20 protein-coding genes are annotated in these 19,076 nt (G+C 71.7%); 4 read left to right on the top strand and 16 right to left on the bottom strand.

The genetic code is table 11. From position 1 onward, the window contains the following. Positions 1-20: 20 nt before the first annotated feature. The 9 genes from OG943_RS39770 to OG943_RS39730 form a co-directional block, all read right to left on the bottom strand. Positions 21-359 carry a hypothetical protein gene (locus OG943_RS39770; protein ID WP_328606059.1) on the bottom strand — a complete coding sequence of 113 codons (339 nt, stop codon included), beginning with the start codon at positions 357-359 and terminating at the stop codon, positions 21-23. 58 nt (positions 360-417) lie between these two features. Then, a complete protein-coding gene (locus OG943_RS39765) occupies positions 418-870 on the bottom strand; it encodes a hypothetical protein (protein WP_328606058.1) in 453 nt (150 codons plus the stop codon). Continuing rightward, complete coding sequence (locus OG943_RS39760; protein ID WP_328606057.1) at positions 867-1,577, bottom strand: hypothetical protein; 711 nt, start codon at positions 1,575-1,577, stop codon at positions 867-869. The genes OG943_RS39765 and OG943_RS39760 overlap by 4 nt, the downstream gene beginning before the upstream one ends. 65 nt (positions 1,578-1,642) lie before the next feature. Continuing rightward, positions 1,643-2,614 (bottom strand): porphobilinogen synthase, encoded by a 972-nt coding sequence (gene hemB, locus OG943_RS39755; RefSeq protein WP_328606056.1) that lies wholly within the window; start codon positions 2,612-2,614, stop codon positions 1,643-1,645. A 103-nt stretch (positions 2,615-2,717) separates the two neighbouring features. After that, entirely contained in the window at positions 2,718-2,873 is a 156-nt protein-coding gene (locus OG943_RS39750) for a hypothetical protein (protein ID WP_328606055.1), read from the bottom strand. Positions 2,874-3,220: 347 nt separating this feature from the next. Next, the gene (locus OG943_RS39745; RefSeq protein ID WP_328606054.1) at positions 3,221-4,753 is read right to left on the bottom strand and encodes a bifunctional uroporphyrinogen-III C-methyltransferase/uroporphyrinogen-III synthase; all 1,533 of its coding nucleotides are present in this window, start codon (positions 4,751-4,753) and stop codon (positions 3,221-3,223) included. Between the two features lie 85 nt (positions 4,754-4,838). Beyond that, on the bottom strand, positions 4,839-5,786 hold the full coding sequence (gene hemC, locus OG943_RS39740) for a hydroxymethylbilane synthase (protein ID WP_328606053.1): 948 nt from the start codon (positions 5,784-5,786) through the stop codon (positions 4,839-4,841). 3 nt (positions 5,787-5,789) lie between these two features. Beyond that, positions 5,790-7,103 (bottom strand): glutamyl-tRNA reductase, encoded by a 1,314-nt coding sequence (locus OG943_RS39735; RefSeq protein WP_328606052.1) that lies wholly within the window; start codon positions 7,101-7,103, stop codon positions 5,790-5,792. Continuing rightward, positions 7,103-7,909 carry a redox-sensing transcriptional repressor Rex gene (locus OG943_RS39730; protein WP_328612274.1) on the bottom strand — a complete coding sequence of 269 codons (807 nt, stop codon included), beginning with the start codon at positions 7,907-7,909 and terminating at the stop codon, positions 7,103-7,105. Before OG943_RS39730 ends, OG943_RS39735 begins: the two co-directional genes overlap by 1 nt. A gap of 681 nt (positions 7,910-8,590) precedes the next feature. Between OG943_RS39730 and OG943_RS39725 the strand changes: the two genes are divergently transcribed. Beyond that, complete coding sequence (locus tag OG943_RS39725; RefSeq protein ID WP_328606051.1) at positions 8,591-9,220, top strand: hypothetical protein; 630 nt, start codon at positions 8,591-8,593, stop codon at positions 9,218-9,220. Here the strand turns inward: OG943_RS39725 and OG943_RS39720 are convergent. The 3 genes from OG943_RS39720 to OG943_RS39710 form a co-directional block, all read right to left on the bottom strand. Continuing rightward, positions 9,207-10,775 (bottom strand): molybdopterin-dependent oxidoreductase, encoded by a 1,569-nt coding sequence (locus OG943_RS39720; RefSeq protein ID WP_442874834.1) that lies wholly within the window; start codon positions 10,773-10,775, stop codon positions 9,207-9,209. The two genes, OG943_RS39725 and OG943_RS39720, sit on opposite strands and share 14 nt — an antisense overlap. A gap of 123 nt (positions 10,776-10,898) precedes the next feature. After that, a complete protein-coding gene (locus tag OG943_RS39715; protein ID WP_328612273.1) occupies positions 10,899-11,192 on the bottom strand; it encodes a glutaredoxin family protein in 294 nt (97 codons plus the stop codon). A 60-nt stretch (positions 11,193-11,252) separates the two neighbouring features. Further along, on the bottom strand, positions 11,253-12,746 hold the full coding sequence (locus tag OG943_RS39710) for an AMP-binding protein (protein ID WP_328606049.1): 1,494 nt from the start codon (positions 12,744-12,746) through the stop codon (positions 11,253-11,255). A 313-nt stretch (positions 12,747-13,059) separates the two neighbouring features. Between OG943_RS39710 and OG943_RS39705 the strand changes: the two genes are divergently transcribed. The 3 genes from OG943_RS39705 to OG943_RS39695 all read left to right on the top strand — a co-directional run bounded on the left by OG943_RS39705 (position 13,060) and on the right by OG943_RS39695 (position 15,964). Next, complete coding sequence (locus OG943_RS39705; protein ID WP_328606048.1) at positions 13,060-13,755, top strand: sigma-70 family RNA polymerase sigma factor; 696 nt, start codon at positions 13,060-13,062, stop codon at positions 13,753-13,755. A 103-nt stretch (positions 13,756-13,858) separates the two neighbouring features. Continuing rightward, the gene (locus OG943_RS39700) at positions 13,859-14,935 is read left to right on the top strand and encodes a DUF5667 domain-containing protein (RefSeq protein WP_328606047.1); all 1,077 of its coding nucleotides are present in this window, start codon (positions 13,859-13,861) and stop codon (positions 14,933-14,935) included. Between the two features lie 120 nt (positions 14,936-15,055). Further along, entirely contained in the window at positions 15,056-15,964 is a 909-nt protein-coding gene (locus OG943_RS39695) for an HAD family hydrolase (protein WP_328606046.1), read from the top strand. A 75-nt stretch (positions 15,965-16,039) separates the two neighbouring features. On the opposite strand, the gene OG943_RS39690 is transcribed toward OG943_RS39695, so the two are convergent. The 4 genes from OG943_RS39690 to OG943_RS39675 form a co-directional block, all read right to left on the bottom strand. Next, a complete protein-coding gene (locus OG943_RS39690) occupies positions 16,040-16,393 on the bottom strand; it encodes a hypothetical protein (protein ID WP_328606045.1) in 354 nt (117 codons plus the stop codon). Between the two features lie 72 nt (positions 16,394-16,465). Continuing rightward, entirely contained in the window at positions 16,466-17,500 is a 1,035-nt protein-coding gene (locus OG943_RS39685; RefSeq protein WP_328606044.1) for a lysophospholipid acyltransferase family protein, read from the bottom strand. Then, complete coding sequence (locus tag OG943_RS39680; protein WP_328606043.1) at positions 17,497-18,543, bottom strand: NAD-dependent epimerase/dehydratase family protein; 1,047 nt, start codon at positions 18,541-18,543, stop codon at positions 17,497-17,499. The genes OG943_RS39685 and OG943_RS39680 overlap by 4 nt, the downstream gene beginning before the upstream one ends. Positions 18,544-18,803: 260 nt before the next feature. Continuing rightward, a complete protein-coding gene (locus tag OG943_RS39675) occupies positions 18,804-18,905 on the bottom strand; it encodes a 30S ribosomal protein bS22 (protein ID WP_007030867.1) in 102 nt (33 codons plus the stop codon). Positions 18,906-19,076: the final 171 nt, after the last annotated feature.

Raw genomic sequence — 19,076 nt, 5'->3', positions numbered from 1 at the left:
GGCCGCCTCGAGTTGCGAAGTCAGTCCTTCTTCTTGCGGCGGCGCGCACGCACCGCGAGCAACAGCTGACGAACCGCGTCCAGCACCACCACGGCGGCCACCGTGCCGACGCCGAGCGCGCCCGCGATGGGCCCGCCGAAAACCCGCTGCGAGGCCAGCCGCGCCCCGTCCCCGGCCGTGGTGACGACCGTGACGACTCCCGCGTGCCACAGCGCGAACGCCGCCCACAGCAGCAAAGCCGCCACCACCACTTCGCCGAGCGCGACGAACGCGCGCCACGGCTCGTTGAGCCGCGCGGGCGATTCCGGCTCCTCGGGCGGCCAGAGTTCTCGGCCGGTCGGCTGGGGTAGGTCGATCACGCGTCCAAGCCTCTCATGACTCGTGAGTGTTCATGACGGTTCTAACCGTCATAAACACTCACGAGTCCTTCTCCGGTTGGTTGGCACTGGCCAGCTCGGACAGCGCGGCCTGCAGCGCCTCGACGTCACGGGCCCAGGCCAGCACCACCGTGCCGTCGTCGAGTTTCACGGGCAGCTCGTCGTACTTGCGCGGCACCGTCCAGCCGCCGCCGAGCACCCGCGCGCCGACGGGGGTGCCGACGCCGGTCACGTCGGCGATACGCGCCGCCTCCAGCTGTTCCCGGCCCTGCCGCAAGCCCTGCGTGGTCACCTCGAGCGAGAGGAACCGCCGCCGCGCGTAAACCCACGGCAAGGTCAGCGCGCACAGGCCGATCGCGACCATGACCCACGCGACGGTGTGCACCGGGCCGCCCGTGGCCAGCTCCGCCACCGCACCCAGCAGCGCGAACAGCGGACCCCAGACCAGCGCCAGCCAGCCGACGCCCGGCTCGGCGTACAACGTCCGGCTCACGGGAGCTTCTTGCCGACCTTCGGGAAGTACTCCGCGACGCCCGGCAGGTACATCAGCACCAGCGCGATCAGCAGCAGGAACGCCGCGATGAGCGTGAAGAAGTTGTAGAAGATGACGATCTGGAACAGCACGCAGACGATGGCCAGCCCGGTGAGCACCGAACGCGCCGAACGCGTGCCCTCCCGCGCCTTCCACGCGAACAGCCCCAGCAGCACCGCGAACACCACGCCGCCGATCAGCAGCAGCCACACCAGCGTGTTGGTGCCCGACGCGATCTGGTCCGGCGCGACCTTCTGGCCGGTGCCCTGCTGGTTCTGCTTGACCAGCTCGGTGATCAGCTGGTCCTTGATCAGCAGGGTGTAGGCCTGGCCGACGATGACCACCACCCCGGCCGCGATCCACAGCCAGAAGGAGAACTTGACCGGCGTGGGCGGGTTCACCACGGGCGCGGTCTGCCCCGGCAGCACCGGGTCGGGCGACCGGCCCTTGACCCGTAGCCGGTCGGAGGTCAGACCGGGTGTCTCTGCTTGTTTGGACACGGCTTGCTGGGGCGCGACACTGGGCTTGACCCCGTTGCCGGACTCGGCCGGTGCCCCATCAGGCGCGGGCCCGTCACCGGGCTTGGCCAGTTCAGGCGCGGAGTCCCGGTCGGAGGTCAGTCCGGAAACCTCTTCGGAGCTGGCGGTGTTGTCGTCCTTCTCGGCCACCCGAGGACTCTAGCCCAGCCTGCGACGCAGGTCAGCCGCCTGGTCCTCGGGGCCCGGCGGGAGGCTCAGTCGAGCCAGGCCGCGGCCTCGGTGGCCCAGTAGGTGAGGATCATGTCGGCACCCGCGCGGCGGATGGACGTGAGCACCTCGAGCACGGTCCGCTCGCGGTCCAGCCAGCCGTTCGCGGCGGCCGCCTCGACCATCGCGTACTCGCCCGAGATGTTGTACGCCGCAACCGGAACCGGCGAGGCGTCGGCCGCCGCCCTGACAACGTCCAAATAGGACAGAGCGGGCTTGACCATGATCATGTCCGCGCCCTCGGCGAGGTCCAGCTCGATCTCCCGCAGCGCCTCGCGCGCGTTGCCGGGATCCTGCTGGTAGGTCTTGCGGTCGCCCTTGAGCTGGGAGTTGACGGCCTCGCGGAACGGGCCGAAGAACGCGCTCGCGTACTTCACCGTGTACGCCAGGATCGAGGCCTCGGTGTGGCCCACCTGGTCGAGCGCACGGCGGATGACGCCGACCTGCCCGTCCATCATCCCGCTGGGCCCGAGCACGTGCGCGCCCGCTTCCACCTGCGCGACGGCCATCTCGGCGTACACGCGCAGGGTGGCGTCGTTGTCCACGCCGCCGTCGGCGTCGAGCACGCCGCAGTGGCCGTGGTCGGTGAACTCGTCGAGGCAGGTGTCGGCCATCAGGACGGTGGAGTCGCCGAGTTCCTTGCGCAGATCGCGCAGGGCGACGTTGAGGATGCCGTTCTCGTCCACCGCGCCGGAGCCCTCGGCGTCGCGCTCCTGGGGAATGCCGAACAGCATGAGCCCGCCGACGCCCGCGTTGACGGCCTCGACCGCCGCCTTCCGCAGCGTGTCCCGCGTGTGCTGCACAACGCCGGGCATGCTCGAAATCGGCCGCGGCGCGTCGAGGCCCTCGGCCACGAACATGGGGAGGATCAGCTGACGCGGGCGAAGCGTCGTTTCACCGACCAGCCTGCGCATTGCCGGCGTGGTACGGAGCCTGCGGGGTCGATGCTCGGGGAACACCCCGTCCACGGTACTCCGGCAGCTCCACGCCGGTTTCTCTCGCCCTGCGCTTCCGCCGTGACTCGGCGTGAGCCCGGGAGGGGTCCCAGCCGGCCACCGTGCTCTACCCGGCGACGGACGCGCCGCCCAGGGTCAGCAAACTGCGGGTCACCGTCGTCGAAGCCACGCGCTGGAACACCACCGGCGGGACGATGCCGCAGAACTGGCCGTACTGCCTGCACCTGAAGGTCGAGAACGTCGGCACCGGGCCGTCGCACACCGACGGCTTCTCCGAGTCGATGAAGATGTACCTGCGGGACGGCAGCGAGATCTACCTGATCGACGATCCCGGCCAGGACGCACAGCCCTACTGCGACAAGGACGTCGACCCGGGATCTCCCGGCGTCGACCAGACGACCGAGACCAACAACCGGTACGGCAGCGTGGTCATGCTGGCCCCGCCCGCGAAAGCCGTCCACAAAACGGCAAGACCCGGGTCACCTGGACCCTGGGCGAGGTCCCCTCCTCATGATCCGCCTGCCGCACCCCCGGGCCCGGAATGCCCTGAAGGCCACCATGAGGGCATATCCGACCCTCATGGTGGCCTTCAGGGACAACAAAAAGCGGTCAACTGCGACGAGCGCGCTTCGCCTTGCGCGGCGGCGGCAGGGCGCCTTCCGCGCGGAGCCGGGCGGCGTGCTCGGCGAGGGCGTCGACCAGGTGCGGGACGTCGGCCTTCTCCGGCTGGACGTCGACCCGCAGCCCGAACTCCACGGCGGTCTCCGCGGTCTTCGGGCCGATGCACGCGACCAGCGTGCGGGTGTGCGGCTTGCCGGCGATGCCGACGAGGTTCCGCACGGTCGAGGACGAGGTGAAGCAGACCGCGTCGAAACCGCCGGTCTTGATCATCTCGCGGGTGTCGGCTGGCGGCGGGGCGGCGCGGACGGTCCGGTACGCCGTCACGTCGTCGATCTCCCAGCCGCGGTCGCGCAGGCCGGCCGACAGGGTCTCGGTGGCGATGTCGGCGCGCGGCAGCAGCACGCGGTCCACCGGGTCGAGCACGTCGTCGTACGGCGGGAACTCGGCCAGCAAGCCCTCCGAAGACTGCTCACCCTCGGGCACCAGCTCGGGGATGATGCCGAACGAGCGCACCTTCTCCGCCGTCGACTGGCCGACACAGGCGATCTTCACGCCCGAGAAGGCCCGCGCGTCGAGGCCGAACTCCTCGAACTTCTCCCACACCGCGCGCACCGCGTTGGTGGAGGTGAACACGATCCACTGGTAACGGCCGTCGACGAGGCCCTTCACCGAGCGCTCCATCTGCGCCGGGCTGCGCGGCGGCTCGACGGAGATGGTGGGCACCTCGTGTGAGGTCGCGCCGTGGCCGCGCAGGCGCTCGGCCATCTCGCCGGCCTGCTCCTTGGTGCGCGGCACCAGCACCTTCCAGCCGTACAGCGCGCGCGACTCCCACCAGGAGAGCTTCGAGCGCTGCCCGGCGGCCTGGCCGACGGTCACGATCAGCGGGCCGACCAGCTCGCCGGCGTCGTTCGCGAGCGAGCTCAGCGTGGTGTCGAGCGTGCGCTGGGTGTTGATGGTGCCGTTCGCGGTGACGGCGACCGGGGTGCCGGGCGGCAGGCCCTTCTCGGTCAGCCGGCTGGCGGCCTCGGCGAGGTGCTGCGACGTCGCGTGCAGCACGAGCGGGCCGGGGACGACGGCGAGCGCGCCCCAGTCGACCTCGCCGCGGACGTCGACCTCGGTGTGCGTGCCACCGAGGGCGACCCCCGCGTACGCCGGCACTGCGGCGCCGGGCGAGACGCCGGGGACGACGTCGAACACGGCGGAGGTGCGGGCAACGGCCTGCACCTCGGCCACGACGGCGGCGCTGGTCAGCGGGTCGCCGGCGACCAGGCGCAGCGCGAGCCGGCCGGCCTTGGCCTCGGCGGTCAGGTCCTTGGCGACGTCGGCGGGCTCGCCGACGGCGGGCCGTACCTCGGCGCCGGGCGCGGCGAACGCGAGCACGCCTGCCGGCACGTCGGGGTCGGTCACCACGACCTCGGCCTTGGCGAGCAGCTCCTGGGCGCGGACGGTGAGCAGTCCGGCGTCACCGGGGCCCGAGCCCACGAAGGCGACACGCCCTGTGGTCTTGCGAGCGGGGGTCATTTCTGGCAGTTCTCCTCGTAGACGGCCGGGTGCGTCGTTGGCCGCAGGTGTGTGGTGCTGGTCGTTCGGGTCGGTGACGCGGGCGTCACTGGGCGGGGCCGGACAGGGCTCCGGCTCCCAGGTCGAGCAGCTCGGCGGCCAGTGTCCGGCCCAGCTGCTCGGCATCAGCGCGGTCGGCGAGTGCGATGGCCCGCACCATGTCGACCTCACCGTTCTCGCCCTCGGCGGCCGCGGTGCCGCGCAGCGAGATGCGTTCCACGACCGCGCCCTCGGCGTCGAAGTCCTCGACGATCTCGGCGAGCGCGCCGACGGGCGAGCTGCACCCCGCCTCGAGCGCGGCCATCATGGCCCGTTCGGCCGTCACCGCGGCCCGCGTGCCCTCGTCGTCCAAAGTGGACGCGAGCAGGTGCTCGACGTCCACGTCGGCGGCCCGGCACTCCAGCGCCAGCGCCCCCTGCGCGGGGGCGGGCAGCATCTGGATCGGGTCGAGGGTCTCGGTGATCTCCCCGTCCCGGCCGATCCGGGCCAGTCCGGCACGCGCGAGCACGACGGCGTCGAGCACTCCGTCGGTCACCTTGCGCATGCGGGTGTCGATATTGCCTCGGATCGGCACGATTTCCAAACCGAGGCCCAGCGCGCGCAGCTGAGCGGTGCGCCGCAGCGAGCCCGTGCCCACCGTGGAGCCCGCCGGCAGCTCGCCCAGGGTGAGGCCGTCGCGCGCGATCAACGCGTCGCGCGGGTCCGCCCGCAGCGGGATGGCCGCCACCACGAGACCGGGCTCCGGCGTCGTCGGCAGGTCCTTCAAGGAGTGGACGATGACGTCGATCTCCTTGCGCTGCAAGGCTTCCCGCAGCGAGGAGGTGAACACGCCCACGCCGATCTGCGGGATCGGCTTGTCGGAGCGGTCCCCCGGGGTGCTGATGGTGACGATCTCGACCTCGGCGCCGGCCGCGCGAAGAGCGTCGGCGACGGTCCCGGTCTGCGCGAGGGCGAGCTTGCTGCCCCGCGTGCCGATGCGAATGACTCTGCTCACGTACTACTTCTTCTCGTTCTCGGGCGGCGCGGTGGGACTCGCCATGGCCGCGGGGGCCTGCGGGTCGAGACAGAACAGCTCACGCAACGCGTTGGCGTAGTCGGTATCGGCCGTCTCGGCGGCCAGCTGCTTGACCCGCACGGTCGGTGCGTGCAGCAGCTTGTCGACCACACGGCGGACCGTGCGGCCGAGTTCTTCGCGGACACCGGAGTCGAGGTCCGGCAGCCGGTTGTCCAGACGGAGCAGCTCCGCGTCCACCACGTCGGCCGCGCGGCGGCGCAGCGCGGTGACGGTGGGGGTGACCTCGGCGCGGCGCTGGCCGGCGAGGTAGGCGCGCACCTCGTCCAGCACGACGCCGTCGGCCTTGGCCTTCTGCCGCTCGCTGGTCGGCGCGCCGGCCTCGCGCATGCGGCGCTGGATCGTCTCCAGGTCGACGACGGTGACGTCGGCCAGGTGGGCGACCTCGGCGTCGACGTCCTTGGGCAGGCCCAGGTCGCACACCACCAGCGGGCGGCCCGCACGGGCGGGCACGTGCCCGGGGGTGAAGACGGCGTTCTGCGCGCCGGTGCAGCACATGACGAGGTCGGCCTCGGCGACCGCCGAGGCCACCTCGGACAGCGGCACCGACCGGGCGGGCACGCCCTGCTCGGTGACCTTGGCGGCGAGCCGCGCGGCGTTCGCCTCGGTGCGGTTGGCGACGGTGATCCGGCCGATGCCCGCCTTGCGCAGGTGCGAAGCGGTGAGCGCGCCCATCGAGCCCGCGCCCACGATCAGCGCGTGCTTCCCGGCCAGCTCGCCCGCGGCGGCCAGCGCCTCGGACACGACGGACGCGCCCAGCTTGTCCAGGCCGGTCTCCGAGTGCACGCGCTTGCCGACGCGCAGCGTGGTCTGGATCAGCTCGTGCAGCGTGCGGCCGACGGTGCCGGCCTCACGCGCGGTGGCGTACGCCGCGCGGACCTGGCCGAGGATCTGCGTCTCGCCGACCACCATCGAGTCCAGGCCCGAGGTGACGGAGAACAGGTGCTCCACGGCCGCGCCCGCGTAGTGCACGTACAGGCTGTCGTACAGCTCCGCCGGCTCCATGCCGGCCTGGCGGGCGAGCACGTCGGAGACGTCGTTGACGCCGCCGTGGAAGGTCTCGACCACCGCGTAGACCTCGATGCGGTTGCACGTGGACACCAGCATCGCTTCGCTGACGTGCTCGGCTTGCTGCAGCTCGTGCAGCAGCTTCACCAGCTCGTCGGCGGGCACGGCGGCCCGCTCGAGCGTGCTCAGCTCCGCGCTGCGATGGGAGAGCCCGACCGCCAACACGCTCATCAGCGCACCACCATTCCGCGACCGCCGTCTGTTCCGGCGCCCTTGCGTCCATTACCCGTGCCATTGCCATTGTCGACCGGCAGGCCGGTGCCGGGTAACCCGGCTTTACCCTGGTTTTCCCGGGCCGCCTCGGCGTCGTCGGCCCGGCGAGCCACGTGGAACGAGAGGATCTGCAGCTCGACCGCCAGGTCGACCTTGCGGACCTCGATGTACGCGGGCACCTGGAGCACCACCGGCGCGAAGTTGAGAATGCACTGGACCCCGCCCGCCACCAGCCGGTCGCACACCGACTGCGCGGCGGTGGGCGGCGTGGCGATGATCCCGATCGAGATCTGGCGTTCGGCGCAGACCCGGGGGATGTCCTCGAGGTGCGAGACCGGGAGACCCCCTACGGGTACGCCGATCAGGTCCGGGTCGAGGTCGAACAGCGCCTCGACGGGGAAGCCCCGGCCGGGGAACCCGCCGTAGTTGGCCAGCGCGTGGCCCAGGTTGCCGATGCCGACCACGGCGACCTTGTGCTGGCGGGTCAGGCCGAGGATGCGCTCGATCTGGCTGACCAGCACCTGCACCTCGTAGCCGACGCCGCGGGTGCCGTAGGAGCCCAGGTAGGACAGGTCTTTGCGCAGCTTCGCGGAGTTGACCCCGGCGGCCGCGGACAGTTCTTCGCTGGAGACGGTGGTCAGCCCCTGCTCAGCCATCCCGGACAGCACCCGCAGGTAGACCGCGAGCCGCGCCACGGCGGCTTCGGGGATCGACTTCGCGCGGACCACGGTGTCCTCGCCGCCCTCGGCGGGCACGGCGGGTATCTCGGCGGTCGGGGCGTTGTCGGCGTCGGGGGCACGGCCGTTGCGGGCGGCGCCGTTACGGGCCGCGGTGCGACGGGTGCCGGTGCGAGCGGTGCCGTTCCCTGTGCCGTTGCCGGCGGCGGCGCGGCCGGTTCCGTTGCCGGCAGCGGTGCCACGAGCACCGGTCCCGTTCCCGGAATTGCCATGTGCGCCAAGGGATTCTTCGGCAGCAGCACGTCCATTGCCGTTCCCGGCGGCTTCGTCCGCGGCTCCGGCGGCATCGCTCCCGGCACTGCGACGGGGGGCCCTGCGGGGCGGCGTGGCTGCCGGCTCGGCACCGCTGCGCCTGCCCCGCTCTGTCACCACGCTGGCCACTCCTCGTCGGCTGCTCTGCACATCTCTTGGAGCACAGGCCTAGGCCCGTACGAACAAACTCTTGACCCCACGGCTCGAGTCCGGTTCGATGTCCGGGCCACGCGGGGGCGATGTCCCTACGGTAGTCCACTTGTGAACGCACGCACAAAGTCACTGGTCACCGACATGACGAGGGGCACATTCCCCGCGTCGAACGGTCCGAGCCGCGAATGCCGTGAATGCCGCGGGCGTCCGATCAGGTGACGCGGGCGAAGGTCCGGACAACCGGCGAGGCCGGCGGGCAAGATCGTCCGGGCCCCACTGACGACCCGGAGGTATCCGCGCCCCATGGCCACCCACTGGATCTGGTACATCCTCGGACCGCTGCTCGTCGGCGGTTACGCCTTCTGGTACGTGCGCCGCTACCTGCGTAACCGGGCGTCCTACGCGGCGTTCGCGGCCGAGCGCGGGTGGTTCTACAACGAGCGGGCCCTCGAGCTGCTGGGCCACTGCAACGGGGAACCGTTCCCGCTGCTTCCCCCCACCCGGCCGCGGACGTGGCACTCCGTCGAGGGGCAGCGGGGTTATCTCCGCGTCCGGTCGTTCGAGTACAGCTGGGTCCGCCGCCGGCGCAGCCAGTCGCGGCGCGTGTTCATGCAGGTGACCGGGATCCAGCTGCCCTTCCCGGCCCCCGCCGTCTACGCCGAGCCGCGCGACGTCATCGGCCAGTTCGCGCGTGACCTCGGCTTCAAGCGCGCCGGCACCGGCGGCGAAGGCTTCGACCAGCAATGGGTGACCCGCGGGTGGGTCAGCCCCGCGATGCAGCAGTGGCTGAACCACCACGGCCGGCCGATCCGGGTGATCGGCGGGGTACTCGAAACGTGGGAGTCCGGCCGGTTCGACCCGCAGCGCATCGACCCGGCGCTCGCGGAGCTCGAACAGCTGCTGCCGCTGCTGAGCGGGGTCAGTGGGCGTTGAGCGAAACCGAGTGCCAGCCGGACGCGCCGTTCGGCACCGGGTCCGCGAGCTGATCGGTCTGCGTATAGCCCGACTGGTCGGTCGCGCGGACGGTCACCGAGTGCGTGCCCGAGGGCACGTCCACCTCGGCCCACCACATCCGCCAGGTGTCCTTGTTCACCTCGGCCGACAGCATCGCCGGCTGCCACCGGCCCTGGTCGACGCGCACTTCGACGGTGGCGATGCCGATGTGCTGCGCCCACGCCGTGCCCGCGACCCGGACCTTGCCCGCGGTCACCGAGGCGAAGCCGCTGGGCGTGTCGATCCGCGACTCGGTCTTGATCGGCGCCTGCTCGGCCCAGCCGCGCTCCAGCCAGTACGACTGGCGCGCGTCCCACTTCGCGAACTCCAGGTCGGTGACCCACTTCGTCGCGGAGACGTAGCCGTACAGGCCGGGGATCACCACCCGCGCCGGGAAGCCGTGCTCGACGGGCAGCGGCTCGCCGTTCATGCCGATGGCCAGCATGGCGCCGCGCTTCGGGTCGAGGGCGACGTTCGCCGGAGTGCTGCAGGTGAAGCCGTCCACGCTGGTCGCGTACATCTGCTCCGCGCCCGCGCGCACCCCCGCCCGGTCGAGCAGGTCGGCCAGGTCGACGCCGATGAACCTGGCCGTCGAGATCAGGTCGCCGCCCACCTCGTTGGACACGCAGGTCATCGTGATCTCGCGCTCCACCAGCGGGCGCGTGCGGATGTCGGCGTAGGAGAACGTGACCTCCCGGTCGACCATCCCGTGGATCTTCAGGCTCCAGTCCTCGGTGCGCACCTGCGGCACCACGAACGCCGTGTCGATCCGGTAGAAGTCCGCGTTCGGCGTGATGAACGGCGGTGAGCCGAGCTTCTGGAAGTCCGCGTCCGCCGGCAGCGGCGGGAGCTTCCGCGACGGGATCAGCGGGCCGACCGCGGCGCGCGAAGCCTCGGCGTCGCCCGCGCCCGAGATGACCTGCCCGGCGATGGCGGCGACCCCCGCGCCCGCCGCGACGCCGGCGCCGCGCACCAGCACCTGCCGTCGGGTCGGCCCTTCCGGCGCCCGCGAGTCGTCGAACGCCGGCGGCAGCGCGTACCGGTGCAGCCAGCTGAACACCAGCAGCGAAGCGGCCAGCGCCACGACCGGGGCCAGCAGCGCGAGCTGCCCGACGTCCGTGCGCTCGTAGACGGCGGCGACCCCGGCGACGCCGAGCAGCCCGACGAGCACCTGCCCGGCGAGCGGCTTGCGCCGCGACAGCTGGCCCGCGAGCACCGCGAACAGCACCAGCACCACGGCCAGGCCGATCTTCAGCACGGTCTTGTCCGCGGTCCCCAGCGTCTGCTCCGCCCACACCACCACGGGGTGCGGGCTGTGCGCGATGACGAAGTCCGCGACCGCCACGAAGGGCGACGCGTTGTAGCCGACGAAGCCGGCGATGAGATGCCCCACGCCCAAGGCCGTGACGAGGGCGGCCAGCCCGATCAGTGTGGCCACCGGCAACGACAGCTGTCGCGGCTCGGGGGGCTTCACCGGGACCGGAATTTCCTTCAACGCGCTCACCCCACCATCTTCGGCAGGGTCGCGGTGTCCATGTGGCCCCGAACTCTTACGGCTTGATTACCGCGCCGGTCAGTACTCGTGAGTGGCTATGCCGGTTCTAACCGTCATCGCCACTCACGAGTGGTCCAGCGCCCGGCGGAACCGATCTTCCTCGACGCGCCAATAGCCGTGCTCGGCACCGTCGACCAGGATCACCGGCACCTGGTCGCCGTACTCGGCGCGCCACTCCGGGTCGCTGTCGACGTCCGCGGTCTCCCACGCCACGCCCAGCTCCCCGCAGATACGCGCGACGTCCGCCTCCGCCACCTCGCACAGGTGGCAGCCGGCGCGGGTCATCACGGTCACCTGGTGCACAACCCCGAGTCTAGGACGGCAGTGAAGGACTCCTGCGGCCCTGAAGGCCACCATGAGGGACCTATTTGCCCTCATGGTGGCCTTCAGGGACTTCGCCTGCAGCCGAGGCACCACTCAGCGGAGCTTGAGCCGCCGCAGCTTCCCGGTGGCCGAGTGCGGCAGCGTCTCGGCGAACTCCACCGAGTGCGGCACCTTGTACCCGGCGAGGTGCGCCGCGCACTGGTCCACCACCTGCTGCTCGGACAGCGAAGCGCCCGGCGCCGGCACCACCACGGCCTTCACCGCCTCGCCGCTGCGCTCGTCGACGACGCCGACCACGGCGACCTCCGCCACCTCGGGCAGCAGCGAGACCACCTCCTCGACCTCGTGCGGGAAGACGTTGAAGCCGTTGACGATGATCAGGTCGTTGGCCCGGTCGACCAGGTGCAGGTCGCCGTCGGAGTCGAGGTAGCCGACGTCGCCGGTGCGGAACCAGCCCTCGTCGTCCGGGCCGTGGTGGCCGTCGGGCCAGTAGCCGGAGAACAGGTTCGCGCCGCGGATCGAGACCAGCCCGGTCTCGCCGATCACCTCGAACACGTCGGCGGCGTCCTCCGGGTCGAGCGGGACCTCGGCGGCCGTGCCATCGCTGTCGACCAGCCGCAGCTCGACGCCGGGCAGCGGGCGGCCGACCGAGCCGGGCTTCGGGTAGCCCGTGACCAGCGTCGACGTGACCACGGGCGCGCACTCGGTGAGGCCGTAGCCCTCGTAGACGTCGAGCCCGGTCGCCTCGCGGATCGCGGTCAGCACCCTCGGGTGCAGCGGCGCGGCGCCGGACGTCATCCGCCGCACGGTCGTGAGCCCGCGCTTCAGCTCGTCGGGACCCAGCGCGGCGAATTCGGTGTACATCGTGGGCACGCCGGCGATGGCCGTCACGCGGTGCTCGGCGCAGTCGTCCAGCGTCCGCTGCGGCTCGAAGCGCTCGGACAGCACCAGGGTGGCGCCGGCGGACGTCGCCTGCAGCAGGCCGGGGCCGAGGCCGTAGACGTGGAAGAGCGGGATGGTGACCAGCACGCGGTCGCCGTGCCCGGGCACGCCCTCGACCTGCGCGAGCTGCTCCAGGTTGGCCAGCAGCGCGCGGTGCGAAAGCATCACGCCGCGCGGCGGCCCGGTCGTCCCCGAGGTGTAGGAGACGACGGCGATCTCCTCACCCGCCTTCTCACGGCCGACCGGGTCACCCGGCGAGTCACCGTGCGGCGTGAGACCGGTCACGCCGTCGGGCAGGTCGGCGTCGGCGTCGCGCTGAACGACGAGCCGCGCGCCGCAGTGCTCGAGCAGCTGCCGCAGCTCCGGCTCGGGCGCCTGCGGCGAGACCGGCACGACGATCGCGCCCGCCCGCAGCCCGGCGTAGAGGGACACCGCGAAGTCCGCCGACGTCGGCAGCCGCACCGCGACCCGGTCACCCGGCTCGATCCCCGCCTCGACCAGCCGCCGGGCCAACGCGTGGGCCGCCTCGTCGAGCTGCTGCCAGGTGAGCGTGGCGCCCGTCCCCGTCTCGACGACGGCGGTCTCGCCGGCCCACCGCTCAGCGGCCTGCGTGAGCAGCTGCGCGACCCCGCTCTGGTTGGTCACCCGTGACCCCTCTCGTGCCGTTGCTCTTTTGTCATCTTGTCACCCGTAATGGGGACGCGGCGCGATCGTCGCACCTCCAGTGGCCCGGGACCTCTACCTACTTCGCGGTAACTACACGTATGCTGCACTGCGTCGCCGGGTGGCGTTGATCACTGCCGGGCGACGCGAGAGAGGGAGTCGTCGTGACGAACTTGCTGGTCCACGGGGTCGTGGCACACGCGAGGCGGCACGCTCCTGCTCGCTCGGGGTTCGGGGGTTGTGCTCGCCCGGCCGGTCCGCCACGGGCCGCCGGGACCGCCGGAGGTGCCGCCCGATGACGTTGCCGACCACCGCCCAGCGCGGGCCTGCCGTGATGTTCACCGAACGCGTGTTCGGCCGCCCGCCGGCCGTCCCGCTGACCCGTCCGGCCGACGAGCCGGACCCGGCCGAGGTGGCCAAGGCCGAGGCCTGGGAGCTGGTCCGCGCCGCCCAGGAGGGCGACTCGTCCGCGTTCGGCAGCCTCTACGACCGGTACGTCGACGTCGTCTACCGCTACGCCCTGTTCCGCCTCGGCGACCGCGACCTGGCCGAGGACGTCACCAGCGAGACCTTCCTGCGCGCGCTGCGGCGGATCACGTCGGTCAGCTACCAGGGCCGTGACGTCGGCGCCTGGTTCGTCACGATCGCCCGCAACCTGATCCTCGACCACGTGAAGTCCAGCCGGTTCCGGCTCGAGGTGGTGACCGGCGAGGTCACCGAGCCGGGCGGAACGGCGGGCGCGAGCGTCGGCCCCACGGCCCAGGCCGGCCCGGAGCAGCAGGCCATCGCGGGCGCCACGCGCACCGAGCTGCTGCGCTGCGTCGCCGAGCTGGGCGAGGACCAGCGCGAGTGCATCGTGCTGCGGTTCCTGCAGGGATTGTCCGTGGCGGAGACGGCCAAGGTGATGCATCGCAACGAGGGCGCGATCAAGGCCCTGCAGCACCGCGCCGTCCGCCGTCTGGCCCAACTTCTGCCATCCGGGTTGCGCTGACTTTTTTCATACCCTGACGAAGCCGTAACTTTCGCCTCTTCTTAATCGTTTCTCCACGCAGACCGGCGGTCAGGGCCGGCGGCGTGGGAGACGGAGCAGCACCGTGGGCGTGCCCGGGCGATTTTCGCGGGAACGGGGTGAGGTCGAGCGGTTCGACCGCGCGCTCGAACCGTCGCCAGGCCAGTCGCACGGCGAGTTCGCGGACGAGCTGGCCGTGGTCACCGCGCTGCGCGAGCTGGGCCCGACCGGCGCTCCCGACCCGGAGACGCGCGAGCGCATCCGTGCGGAGATCGAAGGCAGGCTCGGCGAGCCCGTCGCCCGCAGGCGGTGGCGGCCGCGGATGGCCGACCTCGTCGCCGCCGGCATCGCGCTGGCGCTGGGCCTCGTCGGCCTGACGCTGCTGCTGTCGAAGAACGCCGTGCCGGGCGACACGCTGTACGACGTCAAGCGGGCCGGCGAGGCGACGTCGCTCGCGTTCACCTTCGGCGACGAGGCCAAGGCCCAGAAGCACCTGGAGTTCGCGGCCGACCGGGTGACCGAGCTGGGCCGGATGACGGACGCCTCCCCCGCCGCCTACCGCACGGCGCTCGACGACTTTGGCACCGACGTCCGCGCCGGCGTCGCCCAGCTCACCGCGGCCGCCACCGGCGGCAACGACCACGGCCAGCTCGCGGGCCTGGAGTCGTGGGCGCACGACCAGTCGAACCTGCTGGCCGCCGAGCAGTCGCGCGTCCCGGCCGCGGCGGCCCTGGACCTGAACGGCGCGCGCGGGCTGCTCACGCGCGTCCAGGAGCGCACGACGGCGCTCGTTTCGCGGCTGAACTGCTACGAGATCACCACGGGCAGCTTCGACGAGCTCGGCCTGCTGCCCGCCAAGGGCGCGTGCACCCAGCAGCCGTCGCGCCTTGTCCCGGCGCCGTCTCCGGCCCCGTCGTCGCCCCCGCCTTCGTCTTCGAAGACCGTGCCGCCGACCACGGGCACCTCGACGCCGAGCGACCCGGACCTGGCCGTCCCGACCGCCCCGACGCCGACGCCCACGGGCGGCACCGCGCCGCCGCAGGTGTTCGCCCCGCCGATCCCGACGCCGTCCTCGCCGAGGCTGACGCCCACCTCGCCGCCCCCGCCGCTGCTCTCGTTCCCGCCCCTGCTGCCGGGCCTGCCCCCGATCGTGATCGGCTGAAGCGGCCCGCTCGTCAACCCCTGATCGAGGGCCTCGCCACACCTCGACCGGGTGAGTCGCCCGGTCGCTACCCTGTGCAGCAGGACCCGGCCGTTTCCGGCCGCCGGGACGTGCCCGAACGTGGAGGCGGTGTGCGTGTCAGCTTGGCGTGGCAAGGATAAGAGTCAGGAGCTGGAACGGCTCGCCACGATCGCGGGCGAGGCGTCGGCCGAGGCCGCCACCATCACGGCCAACCTGGAGCCGGCGGTGCCGCCCGCCCCACCGGACCTCACCGCGGCCGCCTTCTTCGACGTGGACAACACGATGATGATGGGCGCGTCGATCTTCTACTTCGCGCGCGGCCTCGCGGCCCGCAAGTTCTTCACGTCCTCCGACCTGGCCGGTTTCGTCTGGCAGCAGGTGAAGTTCCGCCTCGGCGGGCGGGAGAACAAGGAGGACATCAAGTCCCACCGCGAGCGCGCACTGTCCTTTGTGGCCGGTCGCACGGTGGAGGAGCTGACCACCATCAGCGAGGAGATCTACGACGAGCTGATGGCGGACAAGATCTGGTCCGGCACCCGCGCGCTGGCCCAGATGCACATGGACGCCGGCCAGCGCGTCTGGCTCGTCACCGCCACCCCGATCGAGCTGGCCGCCATCATCTCCCGCCGCCTGGGCCTGACGGGCGCGCTCGGCACCGTCGCGGAGTCCAAGGACGGCGTCTACACCGGCCGCCTGGTGGGCGACATGCTGCACGGCCGCGCGAAGGCCCACGCCGTGCGCGCGCTCGCCTCGCGGGAGGGCCTGAACCTCAAGCGCTGCTCGGCGTACTCCGACTCGCAGAACGACGTCCCGATGCTGTCGGTCGTGGGCACCGCCGTGGCGGTCAACCCGGACAGCGGCCTCCGCGACGTCGCCCGCGCCCGCGGCTGGGAAATCCGCGACTTCCGCACCGGCCGCAAGGCCGCGAAGATCGGCGTCCCGTCCGTGCTGGGCGCGGGCGCACTGGCCGGCGCGGTCGCCGCGGGGATGGCTTACCGGCGGCGCTGACGCCTCGTTCGCCTCGCTCAAAGGCTTGTGAGTGTTTATGACGGTTCTAACCGTCATAAACACTCACAAGCCTTTTCAGCCAGCTGCGATGGAGTACGCGGCCAGCGCGGGACCGCCATAAAGCAGGGCGCCCGCGAACAGACCCGCCCACGGCCCCCACCCCTTCCGCGACGTCAAGCCCGCGGTGATCAAGGAGCCCACGATCGCCGCCGCCCAGCCGATCCACGGCAGCCAGAACACCGTGTTCTGACCGTCGGCGGTGCAGATGAAGCGGGTGTCGCCGCTGAAGCACCCATCGCTGGCCATCACGCACACGAAGCCGAGAAACAGCGAGAACACCGCTCCCAGCAAGGAAAGCAGGGTCACGGTCAGCGCGAAGCCACGCCAGCCCGGCGGGCGTGGCGTGGCCGCGATCGGATCGTCCAGCACAAACTTGACTGTGCCCGGCGGGCCTCCATTGCACGTCCGGAGGACTACCCGACGACCGGTGCGCAGTTCTACTCAGCCCCGGAACACGCTCTTGCGCTGGGAAAGCCGCCGGTACAACGTCTGCTGGATCGACTCCCGCACCTGGTCGGTGACGGTGAAGACCAGCATCGGGTCGTCGACGGCGTCCGGGCCGTACTCGTCGGTGCGGATGGGCTCGCCGAACTCGATGCTCCACTTCGTGGGCAGCGGGACGGCGCCGAGCGGGCCCAGCAGTGGGAAGAATGGCGTCACCGGGAAGTACGGGAGCCCGAGCACCCGCGCGAGGAGCCGGATGTCGCCCAGCTTCGGGTAGGTCTCCTCCGCGCCGACGACCGACACCGGGATGATCGGCACGCCGGCGCGCATCGCCGCGGACACGAAGCCGCCGCGGCCGAAGCGCTGCAGCTTGTAGCGCGCGGAGAACGGCTTGCCGACGCCCTTGAAGCCCTCCGGCCACACGCCCACCAGCTCGCCGCCGGTCAGCAGGCGCTCGGCGTCGGCGTTGCAGGCCAGCGTCTGGCCCGACTTCCGTGCGAACGAGCCCACCAGCGGCAGCTTGAACACCAGGTCGGCGCCGAGGCCGCGCAGGTGCCGCCCGCCCGTCTCGTCGTGCACGGCGACGGCGGTCATCAGCGCGTCGAGCGGCACCGTGCCGGAGTGGTTCGACACCAGCAGCGCGCCGCCGGCCTTCGGCAGGTTCTCGACGCCGTACGTGTCGACGCGGAACCACTTCTCGTACAGCGCGCGCAGCGGCGGCAGCACGAGGGTCTCGGTCAGCTCGGCGTCGAAGCCGAACTCGTCCACGGAGTAGTCGCCGGTCAGCCGGTGGCGCAGGAACTTCAACGCCGTCAGCAGGGCTTCCGGCAGCGGCTCCTCGGGCGCGGCGGCGGGCGAAGGCGCCGAGGGGAACGCCACCACGGGCGCGTCCGCGCGGCGCTCGGCGTCCGACGGGGTGGCCTCGGGCTCGCCGGCCACCGGCTTCTCCCGGCCGGGACCGTGCAGGGGGATCACCTGTGCCTCGGCACCGTTCACGGAGTGCGCCTCACTTTCGGCCCTCGCGCGGCTCATCGGCCCGCCTGCCCGGTCGCCGCGGCCACGAGCACCTTGCCGGCCAGCCCGGCGAGCCTGCCGCCGTCGAGCACCGGGCGCAGGCCACGGCCCGCGACGTAGTCGTCGAACGCCTCACGCGTGGTCCAGCGCGGCGTGTAGCCGAACTCCTTCTTGAGCTTCGTGATGTCCACGACCCGGCCGAAGTTCAGCAGCCGGACCTGGTCGGCGGAGAAGTCGACCACGCGGGCGCCGCGCAGCACCTTCCCCACGGACGGCACCACGGCGCTCGGCATGGGCAACCCGACCCGGCCCGCCCGGCGGATCGCCTGCGACAGCGTGAGCACCCCCTCGGACGCCACGTTGAAGACGCCGGGATGGTCCTCCAGCGTCGACTGCTCCAGCACCGACAACGCGTCCGACGCGTGCAGCAGCTGCAGCCGCGCGTCGTAGCCGAAGACGGTAGGGATCACCGGCAGCGCGAAGTAGCGCGAGAGCACGGTGTCCACTTCGGGGCCGATGATGTTGGCGAACCGGCAGAGCGTGACCGTGATGTCGGGACGGCGCCGCGCCAGGCCGCGCACATACCCCTCCATCTCCACGGCGTCCTTCGCGTAACCGCTGGACGACGCCGGGATCAGCTCCGAGTCCTCGGTGAAGACGGCCTGCGAGCGCGCGCCGGCGCCGTAGACGGCGGCCGTGGACTTCACCACCAGCTTGCGCACCAGCGGCGAGCGCTGGCACGCGGCCAGCAGCCGCATGGTGCCGATGACGTTGACTTCCTTGACCGCCGCGCGACGGCTCGGCCCGGCCGGGTGCGCGGTGCACGAGGTGTGCACCACCGTGTCCACCTCGGCGGTGCTGATCACCTTGGCGATCAACGGGTTCCGGATGTCGGCGCGGACGAACTCGGCGTGCCCCATGCGCTGCAGCACGGACTTCGACGGAGGGGCGGTGTCGACGCCGATCACCCGCTCGAACTCGGGGTTGTTGCCGAGCCGGGCGAGCAGCTTTCCGCCCAGGTCGCCGGCGACCCCGGTGACGAGCACGATGTTCGACGGCATGAGACTCCCTGAAGGGCGGCTGGGGCGTGGGGGTGGGCGGTCACCCGGAGCGCGCGAACCTGCACTCACTGGAAGCATCGCGCGGACGCACCGGCCATGTTACCGGCCATGAGGGGTGCCCTGACCAGGTCTTACCTGGTATTAACGCCGGAGGCCCGGAATGCGGCACACGCCTCACTCGAACGGGGGAAGAGACCCAGCAAATGGACGTGGCCCGTCCAGAAGCTGGACGGGCCACGACAGTCAGTAGAGCGTAAGGCTCACTTACCGGCCTTACGACGCTGCACTCGCGTGCGGCGAAGCAACTTGCGGTGCTTCTTCTTCGACATGCGCTTACGGCGCTTCTTGATCACAGAGCCCATGGGCGCTCCTTAGGTCGTCGTCGGTCACGCTGCCCGGCGCAGCGTCCAACGGGTGGAGCGCACAGGCACGAGCGGTTTACCAGGTTACCCGCGTGCTCACGCGGGCCGGTCGGCGGGCATGGCTGAGCGGTGCCGGCCGTTGCCAATCCGACCACAGCCACGGCGAATCGG

It is taken from the genome of Amycolatopsis sp. NBC_00345 (assembly GCF_036116635.1).
Classification (GTDB): Bacteria; Actinomycetota; Actinomycetes; order Mycobacteriales; family Pseudonocardiaceae; genus Amycolatopsis.
This window is presented reverse-complemented; position numbering and strand designations above follow the sequence as displayed.

Bases quoted from the DNA above. Each gene is read 5' to 3' on its own strand.
- OG943_RS39675 (WP_007030867.1), bottom strand. From the start codon at position 18,905: ATGGGCTCTGTGATCAAGAAGCGCCGTAAGCGCATGTCGAAGAAGAAG.
- OG943_RS39745 (WP_328606054.1), bottom strand. From the start codon at position 4,753: ATGACCCCCGCTCGCAAGACCACAGGGCGTGTCGCCTTCGTGGGCTCG.
- OG943_RS39705 (WP_328606048.1), top strand. From the start codon at position 13,060: ATGACGTTGCCGACCACCGCCCAGCGCGGGCCTGCCGTGATGTTCACC.
- OG943_RS39685 (WP_328606044.1), bottom strand. From the start codon at position 17,500: ATGAGCCGCGCGAGGGCCGAAAGTGAGGCGCACTCCGTGAACGGTGCC.
- OG943_RS39715 (WP_328612273.1), bottom strand. From the start codon at position 11,192: ATGGTGGCCTTCAGGGCCGCAGGAGTCCTTCACTGCCGTCCTAGACTC.
- OG943_RS39680 (WP_328606043.1), bottom strand. From the start codon at position 18,543: ATGCCGTCGAACATCGTGCTCGTCACCGGGGTCGCCGGCGACCTGGGC.
- OG943_RS39725 (WP_328606051.1), top strand. From the start codon at position 8,591: ATGGCCACCCACTGGATCTGGTACATCCTCGGACCGCTGCTCGTCGGC.
- OG943_RS39735 (WP_328606052.1), bottom strand. From the start codon at position 7,103: ATGAGCGTGTTGGCGGTCGGGCTCTCCCATCGCAGCGCGGAGCTGAGC.